16 protein-coding genes and 1 tRNA gene are annotated in these 13,180 nt (G+C 65.5%); 3 read left to right on the forward strand and 14 right to left on the reverse strand.

All coding sequences use genetic code 11. The annotated features are described in order from the left end of the window. Nucleotides 1–44 precede the first annotated feature (44 nt). Nucleotides 45–1,397: a dihydrolipoamide acetyltransferase family protein gene (locus tag QQA13_RS13615; RefSeq protein ID WP_108470387.1), complete on the forward strand. Its 1,353-nt coding sequence runs from the start codon at nucleotides 45–47 to the stop codon at nucleotides 1,395–1,397. A gap of 86 nt (nucleotides 1,398–1,483) precedes the next feature. On the opposite strand, the gene QQA13_RS13620 is transcribed toward QQA13_RS13615, so the two are convergent. Genes QQA13_RS13620 through QQA13_RS13630 form a run of 3 tightly spaced genes read right to left on the reverse strand, consistent with a single transcriptional unit; the run spans nucleotide 1,484 to nucleotide 3,262 of the window. Further along, a complete protein-coding gene (locus QQA13_RS13620; RefSeq protein WP_159082144.1) occupies nucleotides 1,484–2,068 on the reverse strand; it encodes a hypothetical protein in 585 nt (194 codons plus the stop codon). A gap of 28 nt (nucleotides 2,069–2,096) precedes the next feature. After that, nucleotides 2,097–2,741 (reverse strand): DUF6348 family protein, encoded by a 645-nt coding sequence (locus QQA13_RS13625; protein ID WP_108470385.1) that lies wholly within the window; start codon nucleotides 2,739–2,741, stop codon nucleotides 2,097–2,099. A gap of 2 nt (nucleotides 2,742–2,743) precedes the next feature. Next, on the reverse strand, nucleotides 2,744–3,262 hold the full coding sequence (locus QQA13_RS13630) for a M48 metallopeptidase family protein (protein WP_108470511.1): 519 nt from the start codon (nucleotides 3,260–3,262) through the stop codon (nucleotides 2,744–2,746). Between the two features lie 58 nt (nucleotides 3,263–3,320). Between QQA13_RS13630 and QQA13_RS13635 the strand changes: the two genes are divergently transcribed. Next, nucleotides 3,321–3,704 carry a VOC family protein gene (locus QQA13_RS13635; RefSeq protein ID WP_108470384.1) on the forward strand — a complete coding sequence of 128 codons (384 nt, stop codon included), beginning with the start codon at nucleotides 3,321–3,323 and terminating at the stop codon, nucleotides 3,702–3,704. Between the two features lie 3 nt (nucleotides 3,705–3,707). Here QQA13_RS13635 and QQA13_RS13640 read toward each other — a convergent pair whose 3' ends face one another. The 3 genes from QQA13_RS13640 to QQA13_RS13650 all read right to left on the reverse strand — a co-directional run bounded on the left by QQA13_RS13640 (nucleotide 3,708) and on the right by QQA13_RS13650 (nucleotide 7,838). Next, nucleotides 3,708–5,936, reverse strand: a complete 2,229-nt coding sequence (locus tag QQA13_RS13640) for a DUF5916 domain-containing protein (protein WP_108470383.1) — start codon at nucleotides 5,934–5,936, stop codon at nucleotides 3,708–3,710. Between the two features lie 174 nt (nucleotides 5,937–6,110). Further along, on the reverse strand, nucleotides 6,111–6,440 hold the full coding sequence (locus tag QQA13_RS13645; RefSeq protein WP_108470382.1) for a hypothetical protein: 330 nt from the start codon (nucleotides 6,438–6,440) through the stop codon (nucleotides 6,111–6,113). A gap of 33 nt (nucleotides 6,441–6,473) precedes the next feature. Next, the gene (locus QQA13_RS13650) at nucleotides 6,474–7,838 is read right to left on the reverse strand and encodes a tryptophan--tRNA ligase (protein ID WP_108470381.1); all 1,365 of its coding nucleotides are present in this window, start codon (nucleotides 7,836–7,838) and stop codon (nucleotides 6,474–6,476) included. 141 nt (nucleotides 7,839–7,979) lie between these two features. Here QQA13_RS13650 and QQA13_RS13655 point away from each other — a divergent pair, with 141 nt between their 5' ends. Further along, nucleotides 7,980–8,309, forward strand: a complete 330-nt coding sequence (locus tag QQA13_RS13655) for a YegP family protein (protein ID WP_108470380.1) — start codon at nucleotides 7,980–7,982, stop codon at nucleotides 8,307–8,309. Nucleotides 8,310–8,357: 48 nt separating this feature from the next. Here QQA13_RS13655 and QQA13_RS13660 read toward each other — a convergent pair whose 3' ends face one another. The 8 genes from QQA13_RS13660 to QQA13_RS13695 form a co-directional block, all read right to left on the reverse strand. Continuing rightward, complete coding sequence (locus QQA13_RS13660) at nucleotides 8,358–8,480, reverse strand: hypothetical protein (RefSeq protein WP_267895672.1); 123 nt, start codon at nucleotides 8,478–8,480, stop codon at nucleotides 8,358–8,360. A gap of 44 nt (nucleotides 8,481–8,524) precedes the next feature. After that, nucleotides 8,525–9,097: a YkvA family protein gene (locus QQA13_RS13665; RefSeq protein WP_108470379.1), complete on the reverse strand. Its 573-nt coding sequence runs from the start codon at nucleotides 9,095–9,097 to the stop codon at nucleotides 8,525–8,527. A 267-nt stretch (nucleotides 9,098–9,364) separates the two neighbouring features. After that, complete coding sequence (gene rocF / locus QQA13_RS13670) at nucleotides 9,365–10,279, reverse strand: arginase (protein ID WP_108470378.1); 915 nt, start codon at nucleotides 10,277–10,279, stop codon at nucleotides 9,365–9,367. 214 nt (nucleotides 10,280–10,493) lie between these two features. Next, the gene (locus QQA13_RS13675) at nucleotides 10,494–10,862 is read right to left on the reverse strand and encodes a DUF3617 family protein (RefSeq protein ID WP_286042183.1); all 369 of its coding nucleotides are present in this window, start codon (nucleotides 10,860–10,862) and stop codon (nucleotides 10,494–10,496) included. A 655-nt stretch (nucleotides 10,863–11,517) separates the two neighbouring features. Then, nucleotides 11,518–11,775 carry a hypothetical protein gene (locus QQA13_RS13680; protein ID WP_234411245.1) on the reverse strand — a complete coding sequence of 86 codons (258 nt, stop codon included), beginning with the start codon at nucleotides 11,773–11,775 and terminating at the stop codon, nucleotides 11,518–11,520. Between the two features lie 179 nt (nucleotides 11,776–11,954). After that, nucleotides 11,955–12,206 carry a hypothetical protein gene (locus tag QQA13_RS13685; protein WP_108470376.1) on the reverse strand — a complete coding sequence of 84 codons (252 nt, stop codon included), beginning with the start codon at nucleotides 12,204–12,206 and terminating at the stop codon, nucleotides 11,955–11,957. 171 nt (nucleotides 12,207–12,377) lie between these two features. Next, a tRNA-Thr gene (locus QQA13_RS13690) sits at nucleotides 12,378–12,453 on the reverse strand. A gap of 41 nt (nucleotides 12,454–12,494) precedes the next feature. Further along, the gene (locus QQA13_RS13695) at nucleotides 12,495–13,154 is read right to left on the reverse strand and encodes an SPOR domain-containing protein (protein ID WP_108470375.1); all 660 of its coding nucleotides are present in this window, start codon (nucleotides 13,152–13,154) and stop codon (nucleotides 12,495–12,497) included. Nucleotides 13,155–13,180: the final 26 nt, after the last annotated feature.

A 13,180-nucleotide genomic window follows, 5' to 3' on the forward strand; every position in this document is an offset into this window, starting at 1 on the left:
AGGGGAGGGAGCAAACCGGAAAACTCATACCTGGAAATCCGCTCATGGCTGATATCAAGACGTTCTACCTCCCCGACCTCGGCGAAGGCCTGCCCGACGCGACCGTGGTCGAGTGGCACGTGAAGGTGGGCGACACCATCAAGCTCGACGCGCCGCTGTGCTCGATGGAAACCGCCAAGGCGGTGGTCGACGTGCCCTCGCCGTACACCGGCAAGGTCGTCAAGCTGCATGGTGCGCCCGGCGACATCATCGAGACCGGCGCCGCGCTGGCCGATTTCGAGCCCGACCCGAACGCCAAGCAGCGCGCCGAGGCCGAAGCCACCGGCCATCACCACGGCCCGAAGAAGACCGAAGCCGCACCGGCACCCGCCGCGGCCAAGGCCGATCGCGAGGACGAAGGCACCGTGGTCGGCGCGATGGTCAGCGGCAACACCGTGCACGTCGAACAGGCCGCCAGCATCGGTGGCGTGAAAGCCGTGCCGGCGGTGCGTGCGCTGGCGAAGAAGCTCAAGGTCGATCTCGCCCGCGTGCGCCCCAGCGGCGCCGACGGCGTGGTGACCATGCAGGACGTGAAGAACGCCGCCGCCAACGGCAGCGCCGCACTCGGCGCCGCCCCGGCACGCGCGGTGCCCGCCTCGGCCGGCCGCCACCTGGCGCCGGAACTGCCGCAGCCGGAGCATGCCCCACAAAACCAACAGCGCGGTCCGGTCTCGCTGGCCGGCAAGCCGGTACGCACCGCGCCGCCAAGCGTCAGCGCCAGCGGCCAGCCGGAGCAGCTGAAGGGCGTGCGCCGCAACATGGCCCGGGTGATGGCCGACGCCCACGCCCAGGTGGTGCCGACCACGCTGGTCGACGACGCCGACCTGCACGGCTGGATCGGCAAGCAGGACATCACTGCGCGCCTGATCCGCGCCATCGTTGCTGCCTGCAAGGCAGTGCCGGCGCTGAACGCCTGGTTCGACGGCAAGAACCTCACCCGCACGCTGCATCCGCAGGTCGACATCGGCATCGCGGTGGACACCGACGACGGCCTGTTCGTGCCGGCGCTGCGCAACGCCGACGTGCTCGACGCGGCCGGCGTGCGCGCCGCGATCAAGCGTCTGCGCACGCAGGTGGAAGATCGCACGATCCCGGCCTCCGAGCTATCCGGCTACACCATCAGCCTGTCCAACTTCGGCATGTTCGCCGGCCGCTACGCGACGCCCGTGGTGGTGCCGCCGACCGTCGCCATCGTCGGCGCCGGCAAGCTCAGCCACGACGTGGTCGCCGTGATCGGCGGCATCGAAGTGCACCGGCGCATGCCGATCAGCCTGACCTTCGACCACCGCGCCGCCACCGGCGGCGAAGCCGCACGCTTCCTCAAAGCGATGCTCGACGATCTGGCTTTACCGAACTGAGCGAACGACAACACGTAAAACAAGCAGGACGTCTTCGGGCGTCCTGTTTCTTTTTACGTTCCCGCATCAAACCAAGGCTCAGAAAATTATCTGTAGAAGTACATCGCAAGCTGTCTCAGGACAGCGAGAAGCAACAAAATCAGAAACAGTCGTCTAGCGAAAATTGAAATTCGGGCAACTACGATATCCCTGTTCGACCATTGCTCGGGCGGAACAACTCCAACTCTGCCCCACTGGCTACCCCATAGCGCATAGAGAAGGCATGGAATTCCCCAAAACAGGAATCCAAGCAGTGAAGCGTAAGGCGATGGCTCGCTAAAACTGCTTATACGCATAGCTTGGCCAGAAAACAGGAATTCGTGAATGATGTAGTAGAAATAAATCAGGAAGACGAAAGCCGCTCCAATTCTCGAAATCACCATCAACATACGGTGTGATACGCAACCAGCGATCATCCCCGTCGTAAGCAATGCAAAGAATGCCTCGCCAGCGATTCTTGCGCCGGTCCAACCGGACTGTTGGAAGAAAAAGAACATGCCTATCGTAAATAGCGTCAGAACCACGGAAATCGTGATAATGAAAGCACTCGCGCGACTCTTCGGCACCCTTTCTTCCGTGTCTGAAAGATTTTTCTTTTTGCGTTCCGTCATGGATTTTTCACTCAATGTCATCGAATCGAATCGTTCTGAATTGAAGTCCTCAGTAATCGCGCACGTCCAGCAACAGGAAACAACGGGCGCTGTAGTCGCCGCTGTGCGGCCACGGGACGGCAGTCAACGCCAGCGTTCCAGCCGTCCACAGTTCGTTGTCGAGCAGCGCCTCGCAGCGTGAATCGCCATCTGCGGCGTGACTGTGCACCAGCCGAATCCAGTGCAGCTCGGGGCTGAGCGCCTCGCGTTTCAACGCGGCCTCGACCGACGCCAGCGCCTCGGCCGGCATGCTCGCAGCATCCGCACCGCGTGCGCTGAACGGGCCGATGAATACGTCCCAGGTGCGCACGCCGATCTCCCACGCGGTAATCCGCATCCGGCGCTCATCGGTGACGTACCAGCACGCGGCCAGCAGGGGATGGAACACGTCGTGTTCGAACGCGCGCAAGGCATCGCGACAGCCGGCGTCGCCGCCGCCCACGCCGGCGAAGCTCTCCTCAATATAGCGCTCCTCACTCAGCACCACGTCGACGTCGAGCCGGCCGGGCTCACCGGCCGCGCCTTCGTGCCAGGCGGCACGGATCGCCGGAAAATCGCCGTCGGTGACCAGCCAGCCGTCCTCGTCCACGTCCAGTTCGACGTCGTGGCGCTCGAACAGCCGCAGCAGATACTTCTGTAGCGCCGCACTGTCCATCGTCATTCCCGCAGGTTGGTGGTGTCGCCCGACGGCAATTCGCGCCAGGTCAGGTACACGCGCAGATCGAACTCCAGCTGATGGTAGTCCGGCAGCATGTACTGGCACAGCTGGTAGAACGCCTTGTTGTGCTCGATTTCCTTCAGGTGCGCCAGCTCGTGCACCACGATCATCTGCAGGAACTCCGGCGCGGCGGCCTTGAACAGGCTGGCCACGCGGATCTCCTTCTTCGCCTTGAGCCGGCCGCCCTGCACGCGCGAGACCGCGGTGTGCAGGCCGAGCGCGTTGCGCAGCACGTCGAGCCTGGCGTCGTACAGCACCTTGTCGATGCCGGGCGCATTCTTCATGTGTCGCTGCTTCAGCGCGGCCACGTAGGCGTACAGCGCCTTGTCGCTCTGCACGTCGTGGCGCGCCGGATAGCGCCTGGCCAGGTGCTCGCCCAGGCGCTCCTGCGCGATCAGTTCGCGCACCTTGTCCTGCAGCGTGGCGGGGTAAGCCTGGAGATACTTGAACGGAACCATGCGGCTATTCTCGCACTGCGTCGCCGCACGCGTAGCGGCCAGCCGACGGAGCCATGCCATGCATCACAGCCGACTCTGCACCCTCGTCATCGACTGCCAGGTCGACGACCTTGCCCCCGCGACCCGCTTCTGGAGCCTGGCGCTGGGCAAGCCGATCGCCAGCGTCGACCAGGACGGCGACGGCAAGTACGCCGAGCTGCAGACCGCCGCGGACGAACCGATCATCCTGCTGCAGAAGGTGGACCACGCCAGCCGCGTGCACCTGGACATCGAGACCGACGACCTCGACGCCGAGGTGGATCGGCTGGAACGGCTCGGGGCGCGCCGCATCGCGTTCGTGCGCGAACGCTGGTGGGTGCTGGAAGCCCCCAGCGGGCATCGTTTCTGCGTGGTGCGACCGCAGCGCAAGGCGTTCGGGCCGCACCTGAACACCTGGGACTGAGCCTCAGATGTCGAAGCGGTAGCTCAGCTTCACCAGCAGCTGTTCGTCGTCGCGCAGCGCGAAACTGCGGTCGAAGACATCGGCGGTACGGCGCGCGTAACCATCCATCGCGTAGCCGCCGCGGCCGTAGACCACGTACAGGTACGACAGCGGCGCCAGCTCGTAGCGGTAGCGGATCTGCAGGCCGAGGTTGCGCACGCTGAAGTCGTCGACCGGCTCGTTGCTGGCGACGGCGCGACCGTTGGCCTGCACGCGGTAACCGCCACGCACGCGTGCGTCCAGCCCGATCGCCTGCAGCTTCACCCGCAACTCCTGGCGGCTGTCGATGGTCCAGTCGAAACCGGCGTCCAGCTGCAGCGTGTGCTCGTCGTAGCGGCCGATGAGGTTGTCGTGCTGCCACACCAGCCAGTCCGGCAGGTGCTCGTAGTACGGGCCGGCATAGACGCTGAACGCGTCGCTGACGAAATAGGTCGGGATGAACTTGACGTCGTAGCCGAGCTGCCGGTTGCCGCCGAGCCCACCGCTCACGACCTCCGCATCCAGCTTGAACGCCCAGTCGCCATGGCGCGGGCTGATCCGTTTGTAGGCCAGGTCCACCGACGGCGGCAGGAACAATGCGCCGTTGCCGCGGGTGAGCAGGTCGTCCCAGCCGGCGCTGTTGACATTGAGCTGCACCGTTTCGGTGGCGCCGTTGCGCAGGTTGCTGTTGCGGCTGACGCGGAACTGGCGGCGCAGGCGCAGGCCGTGGTCGTTGTCCAGTCCGTCGATGCGGAAGCGCCACTCGTGCGAGCTGTAGGCGGAGTCGGCCGGCAGCGTGGTGTTGCGCTTGCGCACTTCCCAGTGGCCGTAGTTGAAGTTGTTGCGCTCCAGGTAGCCGAAGTCGTTGACCTGCAACTGGTCGCCGAAATGCATGCCCAGCCACTGCTGGCGCCAGCCGTCGCCCATCTCGTAATCCGCGATGACGGTGCCGCCGCTGTCGCGCGTGTGCGTGCCCGACTGCAGGATGTCGCTGCCGACCACGTTGGTGGCGATGGTCAGCTGCGGCGTGGGCCGCCAGTGATGGTCCACGCCGAGCACGGTGGCCTCGCGATCCAGCCACGGGCGGTCGACCCGGGTCAGCAGCATGCCCAGGCTCTGCTCGCCGAAATCGTGGGTCACCCGCGCGGCGCCGAAAAAGCGCCCCGCCTCGCCATCCTCGTCGGCGGCCAGCACGCCGTAGCTGGTGGTGCCGAAGCTGCCATTGAGCTTCACCGCCGCATTGATGTCGGCCGCGCCGTGACCATCGTCGGACGGGCCGCCAACACGCCGCGTATAGACCAGCTGGCTGTAGTCGTCGAGCAGGCTGAAGTCGAAGATGCCCTGGTTCTCGGTGAAGAACGGCCGCTTGTCGCTGACGTAGGTTTCGGTGGCGCTGAAGTTGACCACCAGGTCGTCGCTCTCGACCTGGCCGAAATCCGGATTCAGCGCCGCGGTCAGCTGGAACTGACCGTTCGGCTTCCACAGCAGGTCGGCGCCTTGCTGGAAGTGGCTGCGGCCGCGCACGTTGTCGTACAGGCCAGACACGTACGGCGTCAGCGCCAGCAGCGACTGGCTGTACTGCGGCACCTCGACCCGGCTGAATGTGGACAGGAAGCGCGGCAGCGTGAAGCTGGCCACTGGCCACGAGTCGCGTTCGCCGGTCGAGCCGGTCACGCGGTCGAGATAGATGCCAATGGTGCGCTTGCCGTCCACGGCCGTGTGCATCGGCGCGATGTACCACGGAATCAGGATCTCGACGGTCCAGCCTTCGGCATCCTCGCTCACCGCATGCTGCCAGCTGCCGTCCCAGTCCTTGTTGAACTGGTTTTCGTTGGTGACCACGGCGTCGTTGATGCCGCCGGTCGAGCTGACCACGAAGTCGTAGCCGGTGCGCCCGTCGCCGTTGAAGTCGATCATCACATTGACCCGGTCGACCTGGTCCTCGAAGTCGCGCTGCACGCGCTGGTGCGTGCGCGGCACGCCCGCCGGCTGGTCGCAACGGAACGCCACGGCCAGGCCCTTGGGTGTGGCCAGGATCCAGGCCTCGGTATGCAGCGAGCCCGGCTTGCCGGTAAGCGGCTGGGTCTGGCGGAAGTCGGCGATGTGCCGCGCGCCCTTCCACTCGTCGGCACCGATGTGGCCGTCGATCTCGACGGCCAGCGCCGGTGCCGACAGCGCGGCCAGAATAAGCAACAGCAGGCATGCCATGCGCATGTCGAAATTTCCACGGGAATGCGGCGCGGGGTTACGCCCTGGGAGCGATGGATTCGCTACACCGGATAGATGCGCAGCTTGCCGTTTGCGTTTAGCCACCTCGACCGCCATAAGTCACGGCATGACTTGTGGCAGGCAGCCACCGCGTTCAGCGCGGGGCGCCCGTGGGCCTGATCAGGATCGCCGCCGGCGCCCCCACAGCGCATGCCGCAGCAGCATCGCCAGCACCAGCACCGCAGTGAACGCGCCGTAGCCGTACAGCGCCGGCAGCACCTGCTGCCAGATCGCACCACTGGCGCGACCGAAGCCGTCGACCGTGGGCAACTCGACCGTGTCGAAACCGAGCACTGCGCACTGCGCCGCGGCGATCAGCGCCAGCAGCAGCGCGGTGAAATCAAAGACGCGCCGGCCGGACGTGCGCGGCAGGCTCTTCGGGTACGCCCAGTAACCCCAGCACAGGATCAGCAGCCACGGCGCAAGCAGCAGGATGGCGAGATATCGCATCAGTCGATCACCCGAAAAGTTTGGCGCCGCGCATCATTCCTGCGCGGCCAGTTGATCCAGCGCTTCGCGCAATTGCACCAGCGCTTCGTCGCGAGCCTGCCCGTCACGGTAGTCGGGCGTACTGGCGACCGCCGCGCCGTCCAGCTCCAGGCTCATGCTCAGTGGCTGAATCTGCCATACGGCCGCAGCCGCACCCAATATCTTGAGTTGCTTCTGCAGCGCACCGGCCGCCTTCGGATCGGCGAACGGCTTCGACAGCAGCAGCTCCTCGCCTTCTGCAGAGAACAGGCGAAAACGAAAGCTGCCATCGGCGTCGCGGAAACTGGCGAAGCGCGGCATCTTGCCCGGCTTCGGCGCGCCCTTCGACTGAGCAGTCGCCGTTGGCGCGGTGGTCATCGCGCGCAGACCCAGCACTTCGCGCAACGCAGCCACTTTCGGCGTGGCGATCGCGCGTGCCTTCTGCGCACCCTGCCGCAGGATCGTCTCGATCGCGGCCGGATCGGCCATCAAGGCCTCGTAGCGTTCGCGCATCGGCCCCACGTCGGCCTCGATCCGCTCGCACAACACCTGCTTCGCCTCGCCCCAGCCGATGCCGTCCAGCAGGGCCTGGCGGAACGCCGCGGTCTCGGCTTCGCTGGCGAATGCACGGAAGATGGTGAACAGCGCGCAATCGTCCGGATCCTTCGGCTCGCCGGGCAGGCGCGAGTCGGTGACGATGCGCATGATTGCCTCGCGCAGCTGCTTCTTGCCGCCGGCGAACAGCGGAATGGTGTTGTCGTAGCTCTTTGACATCTTGCGCCCGTCCAGGCCCGGCAGCGTGGCCACCTGCTCCTCGATCAGCGCCTCCGGCAGCACGAAGAACTCGTGCCCGTGCAGATGGTTGAAGCGCTGGCCGAGGTCGCGCGCCATCTCGATATGCTGGATCTGGTCGCGCCCCACCGGCACCTGGTTCGCGTCGAACGCCAGGATGTCGGCCGCCATCAGCACCGGGTACATGTACAGGCCGGCGGTGATGCCGGCATCGGCGTCCTCGCCCGCCGCAGTGTTCTTGTCCACCGCCGCCTTGTACGCGTGCGCGCGGTTGAGCATGCCCTTGGAGGCGATGCAGGTCAGGAACCAGGTCAGCTCGGGGATTTCCGGGATGTCCGACTGGCGGTAGAAGGTGACCCGCTGCGGATCCAGGCCGGCGGCCAGCCACGTCGCGGCGATCTCGAGCCGCGAACGCTCGATCCGCGCTGCGTCGTCGCTCTTGATCAGCGCGTGGTAGTCAGCCATGAAATAGAACGCATCCACGTCGTCGCGCCGGCTGGCCTCGACCGCTGGCCGGATCGCGCCCACGTAATTGCCAAGGTGCGGAGTGCCGGTGGTGGTGATACCGGTGAGGACTCGGATGTTCATGCTGCGTCGCGCAAGTAAAACGCCAGTCTACGACATCCGGTGGAACGACTCGACCGGACGGGTTGCCGCCCTTGCCAAAAAAATCACGCCCTATCGGTTCAGATTCCGCGAGGCCCCCGACCTATGCAAGGAGATCCACCGATGAGCGGCAAGTTCACTGTGTTTACCGGCAAGAACGGCGAAACCTATTTCAACCTGAAGGCCGCCAACGGCGAGATCATTCTCAAGAGCGAGGGCTACAAGGACAAGGCCAGTGCGCACAACGGCATCACGTCGATACGCAAGAACGCACCAGACGCGACGCGCTACGAGAAGAAGACCTCGGTCAACGGCAAGTTCCACTTCAACCTCAAGGCGGCCAACCATCAGGTCATCGGCAGCAGCGAGATGTACGAGAGCGAACGCTCGCGCGACGCTGGCATCGCCTCGGTGATGGCGAATGCGGCGGACGCGAAGCTCATCGAGGAGTAAAACCTGCCGGTGCGGCCCGCACGGCCACACCGGCGTTTCGCTGGCACCTCAACGGATCAACGTGGACTTGCCGAACAACGACTCGACCAGATCCACCGCCAGCATCGCGGCCCGGTTGCGCTTGTCGAAGGCAATGTCGTGGCGATGGGGCGCCGCCGCCGGAAATGACAAGGGCGCCGCAGCGCCCCGTGTGGAATACCGGCATCCGTTGGCAATCAACGCACCTTGAACAGCACCGGTGACCAGTTGCCGCCGACATAGGATTCGTTGCGGCGGCGGTGCATGCGCTCGATCGTCTCGATGCGGCGTGCCTCGGCCCACTCGACCCGGTTCAGCATCAGGCCCGCCCGGCTCTCCCCGCGTCGGGTCGCCTCGTTGTCGCGCCAGTGGCGGAAGTCCTCGTAGGCCTCGATCTCGTGCTGCAGCTCGCGCACGCAGAGCTCGATCATGATCGCGTCGTCAAGGAAGCCCAGCACCGGGATATTGTCCGGAAGGATGTCGTCCGGACTGGAAAAATAGGCCAGCGCCGCCAGTACGTTGTCGCGATCCGCCTCAGGCAGGCCGAAGCCGGCGTCCTCGACCAGGGCGATCATGGTGTCCAGATGTTTCAGACGGATCGCCACGAAGTCGGGCAGATTCTTGCCGATGGTTTCTTCCAGCAGATTGCGCGCGGCACCTACAATGCTCACGGCATCCAGCGCGGCCGCCTTCTTCTGCGCCTCCTTGATACTGTCGACAAACAGCTTTACGTCTGAATCGGTCAAGGTAATGCTGATGTCCAGGCTCATGGCTGACGACTCGCGAGGCAATGGCAGGAGGGGCCAGCCTATGCTAGCCGCCGCATGGACGTCAATTGCCTGTGCCGCTCCAGCGCGCGAACGGCCGGCTCTCCCCCCATCTCGATGTCGAAGGTCGCCAGCGAGCCTCTGGCGACGACCGCCGGGCTGGCACCATCATCTGCGCGGGATGTGCCGACGGCGCCGACAACCCACCCATGCGGGACAGCCGTTGCAGGCCGCGGCGCAAACGTCCGTTGGCGGCACCCGCCGGCCGCCTCAGCGCAGCAGCGTGGACTTGCCGAACAGCGACTCGACCAGGTCCACCGCCAGCTTCGCGGTCTGGTTGCGCTTGTCGAAGGCCGGGTTCAGTTCGACGATGTCCAGCGACGCCACGCGCCCCGTGTCGGCGAGCATCTCCATGCACAACTGCGCCTCGCGGTAATTCGGGCCGCCGCGCACGGTGGTGCCCACGCCCGGCGCGATGCTGGGGTCGAGGAAGTCGACGTCGAAGCTCACGTGCAGGTGGGTGTTTTCGTCGATCCCGGCCAGCGCCTCTTCCATCACGCGCTTCATGCCGATCTCGTCGATGTGGCGCATGTCGTGCACCTGCATGTTCGCCTCGCGCACCAGCCGCTTCTCGCCCTCGTCGACCGAGCGGATGCCGATGTAGCGGAACACATCCGGCGTGGTTACCGGCGTGTTGCCGCTGAGCCCGGTGAGTTCACTCGGGCCAATGCCGCACAGGCAGGCCACCGGCATGCCGTGGATATTCCCGCTAGGCGTGGCCTGTGCCGTGTTGAAATCGGTGTGCGCATCCAGCCACAGCACGCGCAGCTGCTTGCCTTCGTCGTGGCAATGGCGCGCCACCGCCGAAATCGAACCGATCGCCAGGCAGTGGTCGCCGCCGAGCATGATTGGCAGGCGCCCGGCCTGAAGCTCCTGGTGAACAGCCGTATAGACGGCCGTATTCCAGGCCACCACCTCGTCCAGGTGGCGGTAGCCGTGTTCAGGCGGCAACCACGGATTGAGCGGCCCCTGCAGGTTGCCCCGGTCGATCACTTTCAGCCCGCGGCGCTCCAACTTTTCCGCCAGGTTGGCCACACGCAACGCTTCCGGCCCCATCGCGGCACCACGATGGCCGGCGCCGATGTCGGTTGGCACGCCGATCAATGAAACGGTCTGTTTGCCCATGATCCGTGTTTACCTGCCATGCGTCGCGGCAGCCGCACGGTCTGAGCCAGCGCATGCCGCCGATGTAGGAGAACGGTAGCCGGTGAACGGTGGCGTCTTGCCACTATCCCGAGCGAGCTACCGCCGTCCCTGTGAGAAAGGTGCCCGCGATACGCTCGCCGCAAGCGCCCCGAAGTTTACCGGAACGGCCCGGTCGACGCTGATGGCTCTCTGCTCAATGCCGCTGCCGGCTCGCGGCATAATCGCAGCTGTCGGTGCGCTGGCCGGCGTAGGTCATGTCCATGACGACGCCCTGCCCACCGATGTAGCCGTTCGCGTGAACGCTGCCATTGGTACCGCCATCGGGCAGCAGCTCAAAGCTTGCATCACCGGTCATTCTCGGCGGGTCGCCGCCGCAGACCAGGTGGTAACTGACGACATGGCCGACCTGCCGGTAGTCGCTGACCACGCAACCCCGCTGTCGCTGCAGTATGACGCGCATGTCATGGCTACTGGAGATGCACACGTCCAGCGTAGTCGTGCGCACAGGCAGGTCGCCGGCACCCGGCACCTGCATCTTCATGGTGACGCTCATCTTCAGCATGCTGCCGGAATCCGGCTGCGCCAGTGCCGCCGTGGCCAGCAGCGCGAACGCGCACAGACCGCAGGCGTGGAAAGGACGTGAAACAGGCAGGGGCATTCTCCGGCACGATCCGGCAAGGTGACGTCACCGGATCGACACACACGACAGCGGCGATCGCATCCATTGCAACCACGCTACCCCAGCGAGGCCGGCATGTTCGCCCGTCAGTGACATCCCGTCTGGCGACTTCGCGCCTGCTCGTCCTCGCGGCGCGATCGCGCACCAGGACTCCACGACACCAGATCCCCGGTACCGCGGACCGGCGAAACTTCCGGCCTGGCACCATGAACGATTTTTCCCAGCAGCATCCCTGCAAACAATGACACTCCACGCCAGAAGGCGGAGTGTGCAAGAAGCGTTTGCATGTCGATCACCCCGAGCTGCCCCTGTGCAGCCGTCGGGCCGATCGTAGCAAGCTTTCACGCCACGTGTACACTCACCGCCAGGTACCGGCCGGCCCAAGCAAACCGGCGGAGAATGCCTGCCGATGGCCGCCGTAGCGCATACGGCCGAGACACCTTGCGCAACCGCGCCAGGACGCTAATGCGGATGACACCCCACACGGCAGGGCGCGACCTGTGCGGCAAGGACCGGAGATTGTGTCGGGTCGACGGAATCAGGCCGCCGCACATTGCGGGATGATCGGCCCCGCATAGTGGGCCAGGGTAATGGTGAATTCCGAACAGGCCATGTCGACCTTGGCCATGCGACCGGAATTGGCATGCTCCTCGCGTGCCAGTCCACGGGCCAGACGGATCGCATGCGCGAAGCGCAGCCCGTCGTACAGCACGACCTCTCCGCTGCAGATGCACCACAGGCCGTGGCGGCTTTCCCTGATCGTCAAAACCACGCGCATCGCCGCACCCTCGGACAAAGGAGTCACCCGGAGTGCCCATCCGCGCGCCCCTGCCGACGGATGATCCAGTGCCTCCGGTATGACCCAGTTTGCCCGGCACGACACGCCATGTATGTCGGCGCGGGCCTACGGCACGTGTGCGCAGCTGCCCCGGGAGGGCCTCGGGTCGGCGCCTGTCGGTCCTTCCAGCGTTCCGGTCAGCCGGCCTGGCAAAGGCTTTGTTGTTCCGGATGCGGTACCTGGCCATAGCGGGCGAGGATGACCGGTTCCGAATACTCGCCACGGTCGATGTCGGCCGCCTGGGCATAAACCAGCACGCCGTCACGCTGCCCGGCCAACATCTCGCCGCGCGTGCGTGCCAGCTGTTCCATGCCGTGAAGGATCGGCTTGTCCGCGACGATGTCGCCGCCCTCTTCGTGAAAGCCCTGCACCACGTAAAGCGTACCCATGACGTACCCTCGCAGCGTGCCCCCGCAGCTGCGAGCGTGGGCAGGCCGAAGTAGACAGATTGCGATGGTTTCGTTAAGACCGGTTCGAAGCGTTCAGCTTGGTCAGGCGATGCCGCAAGGCCGCACACCGTGAAAAAGCCGGGCGCGGCGGCAAAGCGGATGACGGGGAGCTGGTGCCGGCAGCAGGAATCGAACCCGCGACCTACTGATTACAAATCAGTTGCTCTACCAACTGAGCTATGCCGGCGAGGCCGGGGGGATTCTAGCAGGCCGCCTCGCAGCGCGTGTTCAGAAGCAGCCGGTGCTGTGCGCATCGATTCCCGTGGTGTGGACACGACTGCGCCAGTCGAAGTTGCCGCCATCGGCGACCACCAGGTCCAGCCAGTATTCGGGCACGCTCTCGCTGCGCTCGCTCATGCGGGCGGGGAAGCCGGCCGCGATGACTTCGTCGCGGCGTTTGCGCGCATTGGCCGGGTCCTTGAACAGGCCCAGCGAGATCGTGTTGGGCTGATCGCCGGAGCTGACCACGAAGTAATCATTGATGTCGCGCGCCGCCAGCTGGCGGGCCACCGCCAGTGCCTGCGCGCGGTTGCCGGCTGCTGGCAGGTAGACCCACCAACCGCTGGTCTGGCTGGTCTGTTCCTGGCGCGAGCGCATCCGCGTGGCCTGTGCGGACAAGGCCTGGCGCGCGTTGCGCAGGTCCTGCGGGGTGGCGAACGGGCCCAGGGCGAGGCAGCTGTAGCTGAGGTTGTGCGGCGGCGTCATCGCCGCAGGGATGGCTGTCGTCGCTGCCGGCCCAGGTTGCGGCAATTCCGACAGCAGGCGCAATTCCGCCACGCCGGGATCGCTGGGCGTGCCGCCGCGGGCATACGGCTGCCCCAGCAGCAGCCAGGCACCCACCGCGATATTGAGCGCGGTCAACAGTACGAACAGCAGGCGCAGGAACATCGAACCCCCATCAACCGGCAACGATC

Source organism: Rhodanobacter thiooxydans, from assembly GCF_030291135.1.
Lineage (GTDB): Bacteria > Pseudomonadota > Gammaproteobacteria > Xanthomonadales > Rhodanobacteraceae > Rhodanobacter > Rhodanobacter thiooxydans_A.

Bases quoted from the DNA above. Each gene is read 5' to 3' on its own strand.
- rocF (WP_108470378.1), bottom strand. From the start codon at position 10,279: ATGGGCAAACAGACCGTTTCATTGATCGGCGTGCCAACCGACATCGGC.
- QQA13_RS13615 (WP_108470387.1), top strand. From the start codon at position 45: ATGGCTGATATCAAGACGTTCTACCTCCCCGACCTCGGCGAAGGCCTG.
- QQA13_RS13635 (WP_108470384.1), top strand. From the start codon at position 3,321: ATGCATCACAGCCGACTCTGCACCCTCGTCATCGACTGCCAGGTCGAC.
- QQA13_RS13685 (WP_108470376.1), bottom strand. From the start codon at position 12,206: ATGGGTACGCTTTACGTGGTGCAGGGCTTTCACGAAGAGGGCGGCGAC.
- QQA13_RS13640 (WP_108470383.1), bottom strand. From the start codon at position 5,936: ATGCGCATGGCATGCCTGCTGTTGCTTATTCTGGCCGCGCTGTCGGCA.
- QQA13_RS13625 (WP_108470385.1), bottom strand. From the start codon at position 2,741: ATGGACAGTGCGGCGCTACAGAAGTATCTGCTGCGGCTGTTCGAGCGC.
- QQA13_RS13655 (WP_108470380.1), top strand. From the start codon at position 7,980: ATGAGCGGCAAGTTCACTGTGTTTACCGGCAAGAACGGCGAAACCTAT.
- QQA13_RS13665 (WP_108470379.1), bottom strand. From the start codon at position 9,097: ATGAGCCTGGACATCAGCATTACCTTGACCGATTCAGACGTAAAGCTG.
- QQA13_RS13630 (WP_108470511.1), bottom strand. From the start codon at position 3,262: ATGGTTCCGTTCAAGTATCTCCAGGCTTACCCCGCCACGCTGCAGGAC.
- QQA13_RS13650 (WP_108470381.1), bottom strand. From the start codon at position 7,838: ATGAACATCCGAGTCCTCACCGGTATCACCACCACCGGCACTCCGCAC.
- QQA13_RS13645 (WP_108470382.1), bottom strand. From the start codon at position 6,440: ATGCGATATCTCGCCATCCTGCTGCTTGCGCCGTGGCTGCTGATCCTG.
- QQA13_RS13695 (WP_108470375.1), bottom strand. From the start codon at position 13,154: ATGTTCCTGCGCCTGCTGTTCGTACTGTTGACCGCGCTCAATATCGCG.
- QQA13_RS13620 (WP_159082144.1), bottom strand. From the start codon at position 2,068: ATGACATTGAGTGAAAAATCCATGACGGAACGCAAAAAGAAAAATCTT.
- QQA13_RS13675 (WP_286042183.1), bottom strand. From the start codon at position 10,862: ATGCTGAAGATGAGCGTCACCATGAAGATGCAGGTGCCGGGTGCCGGC.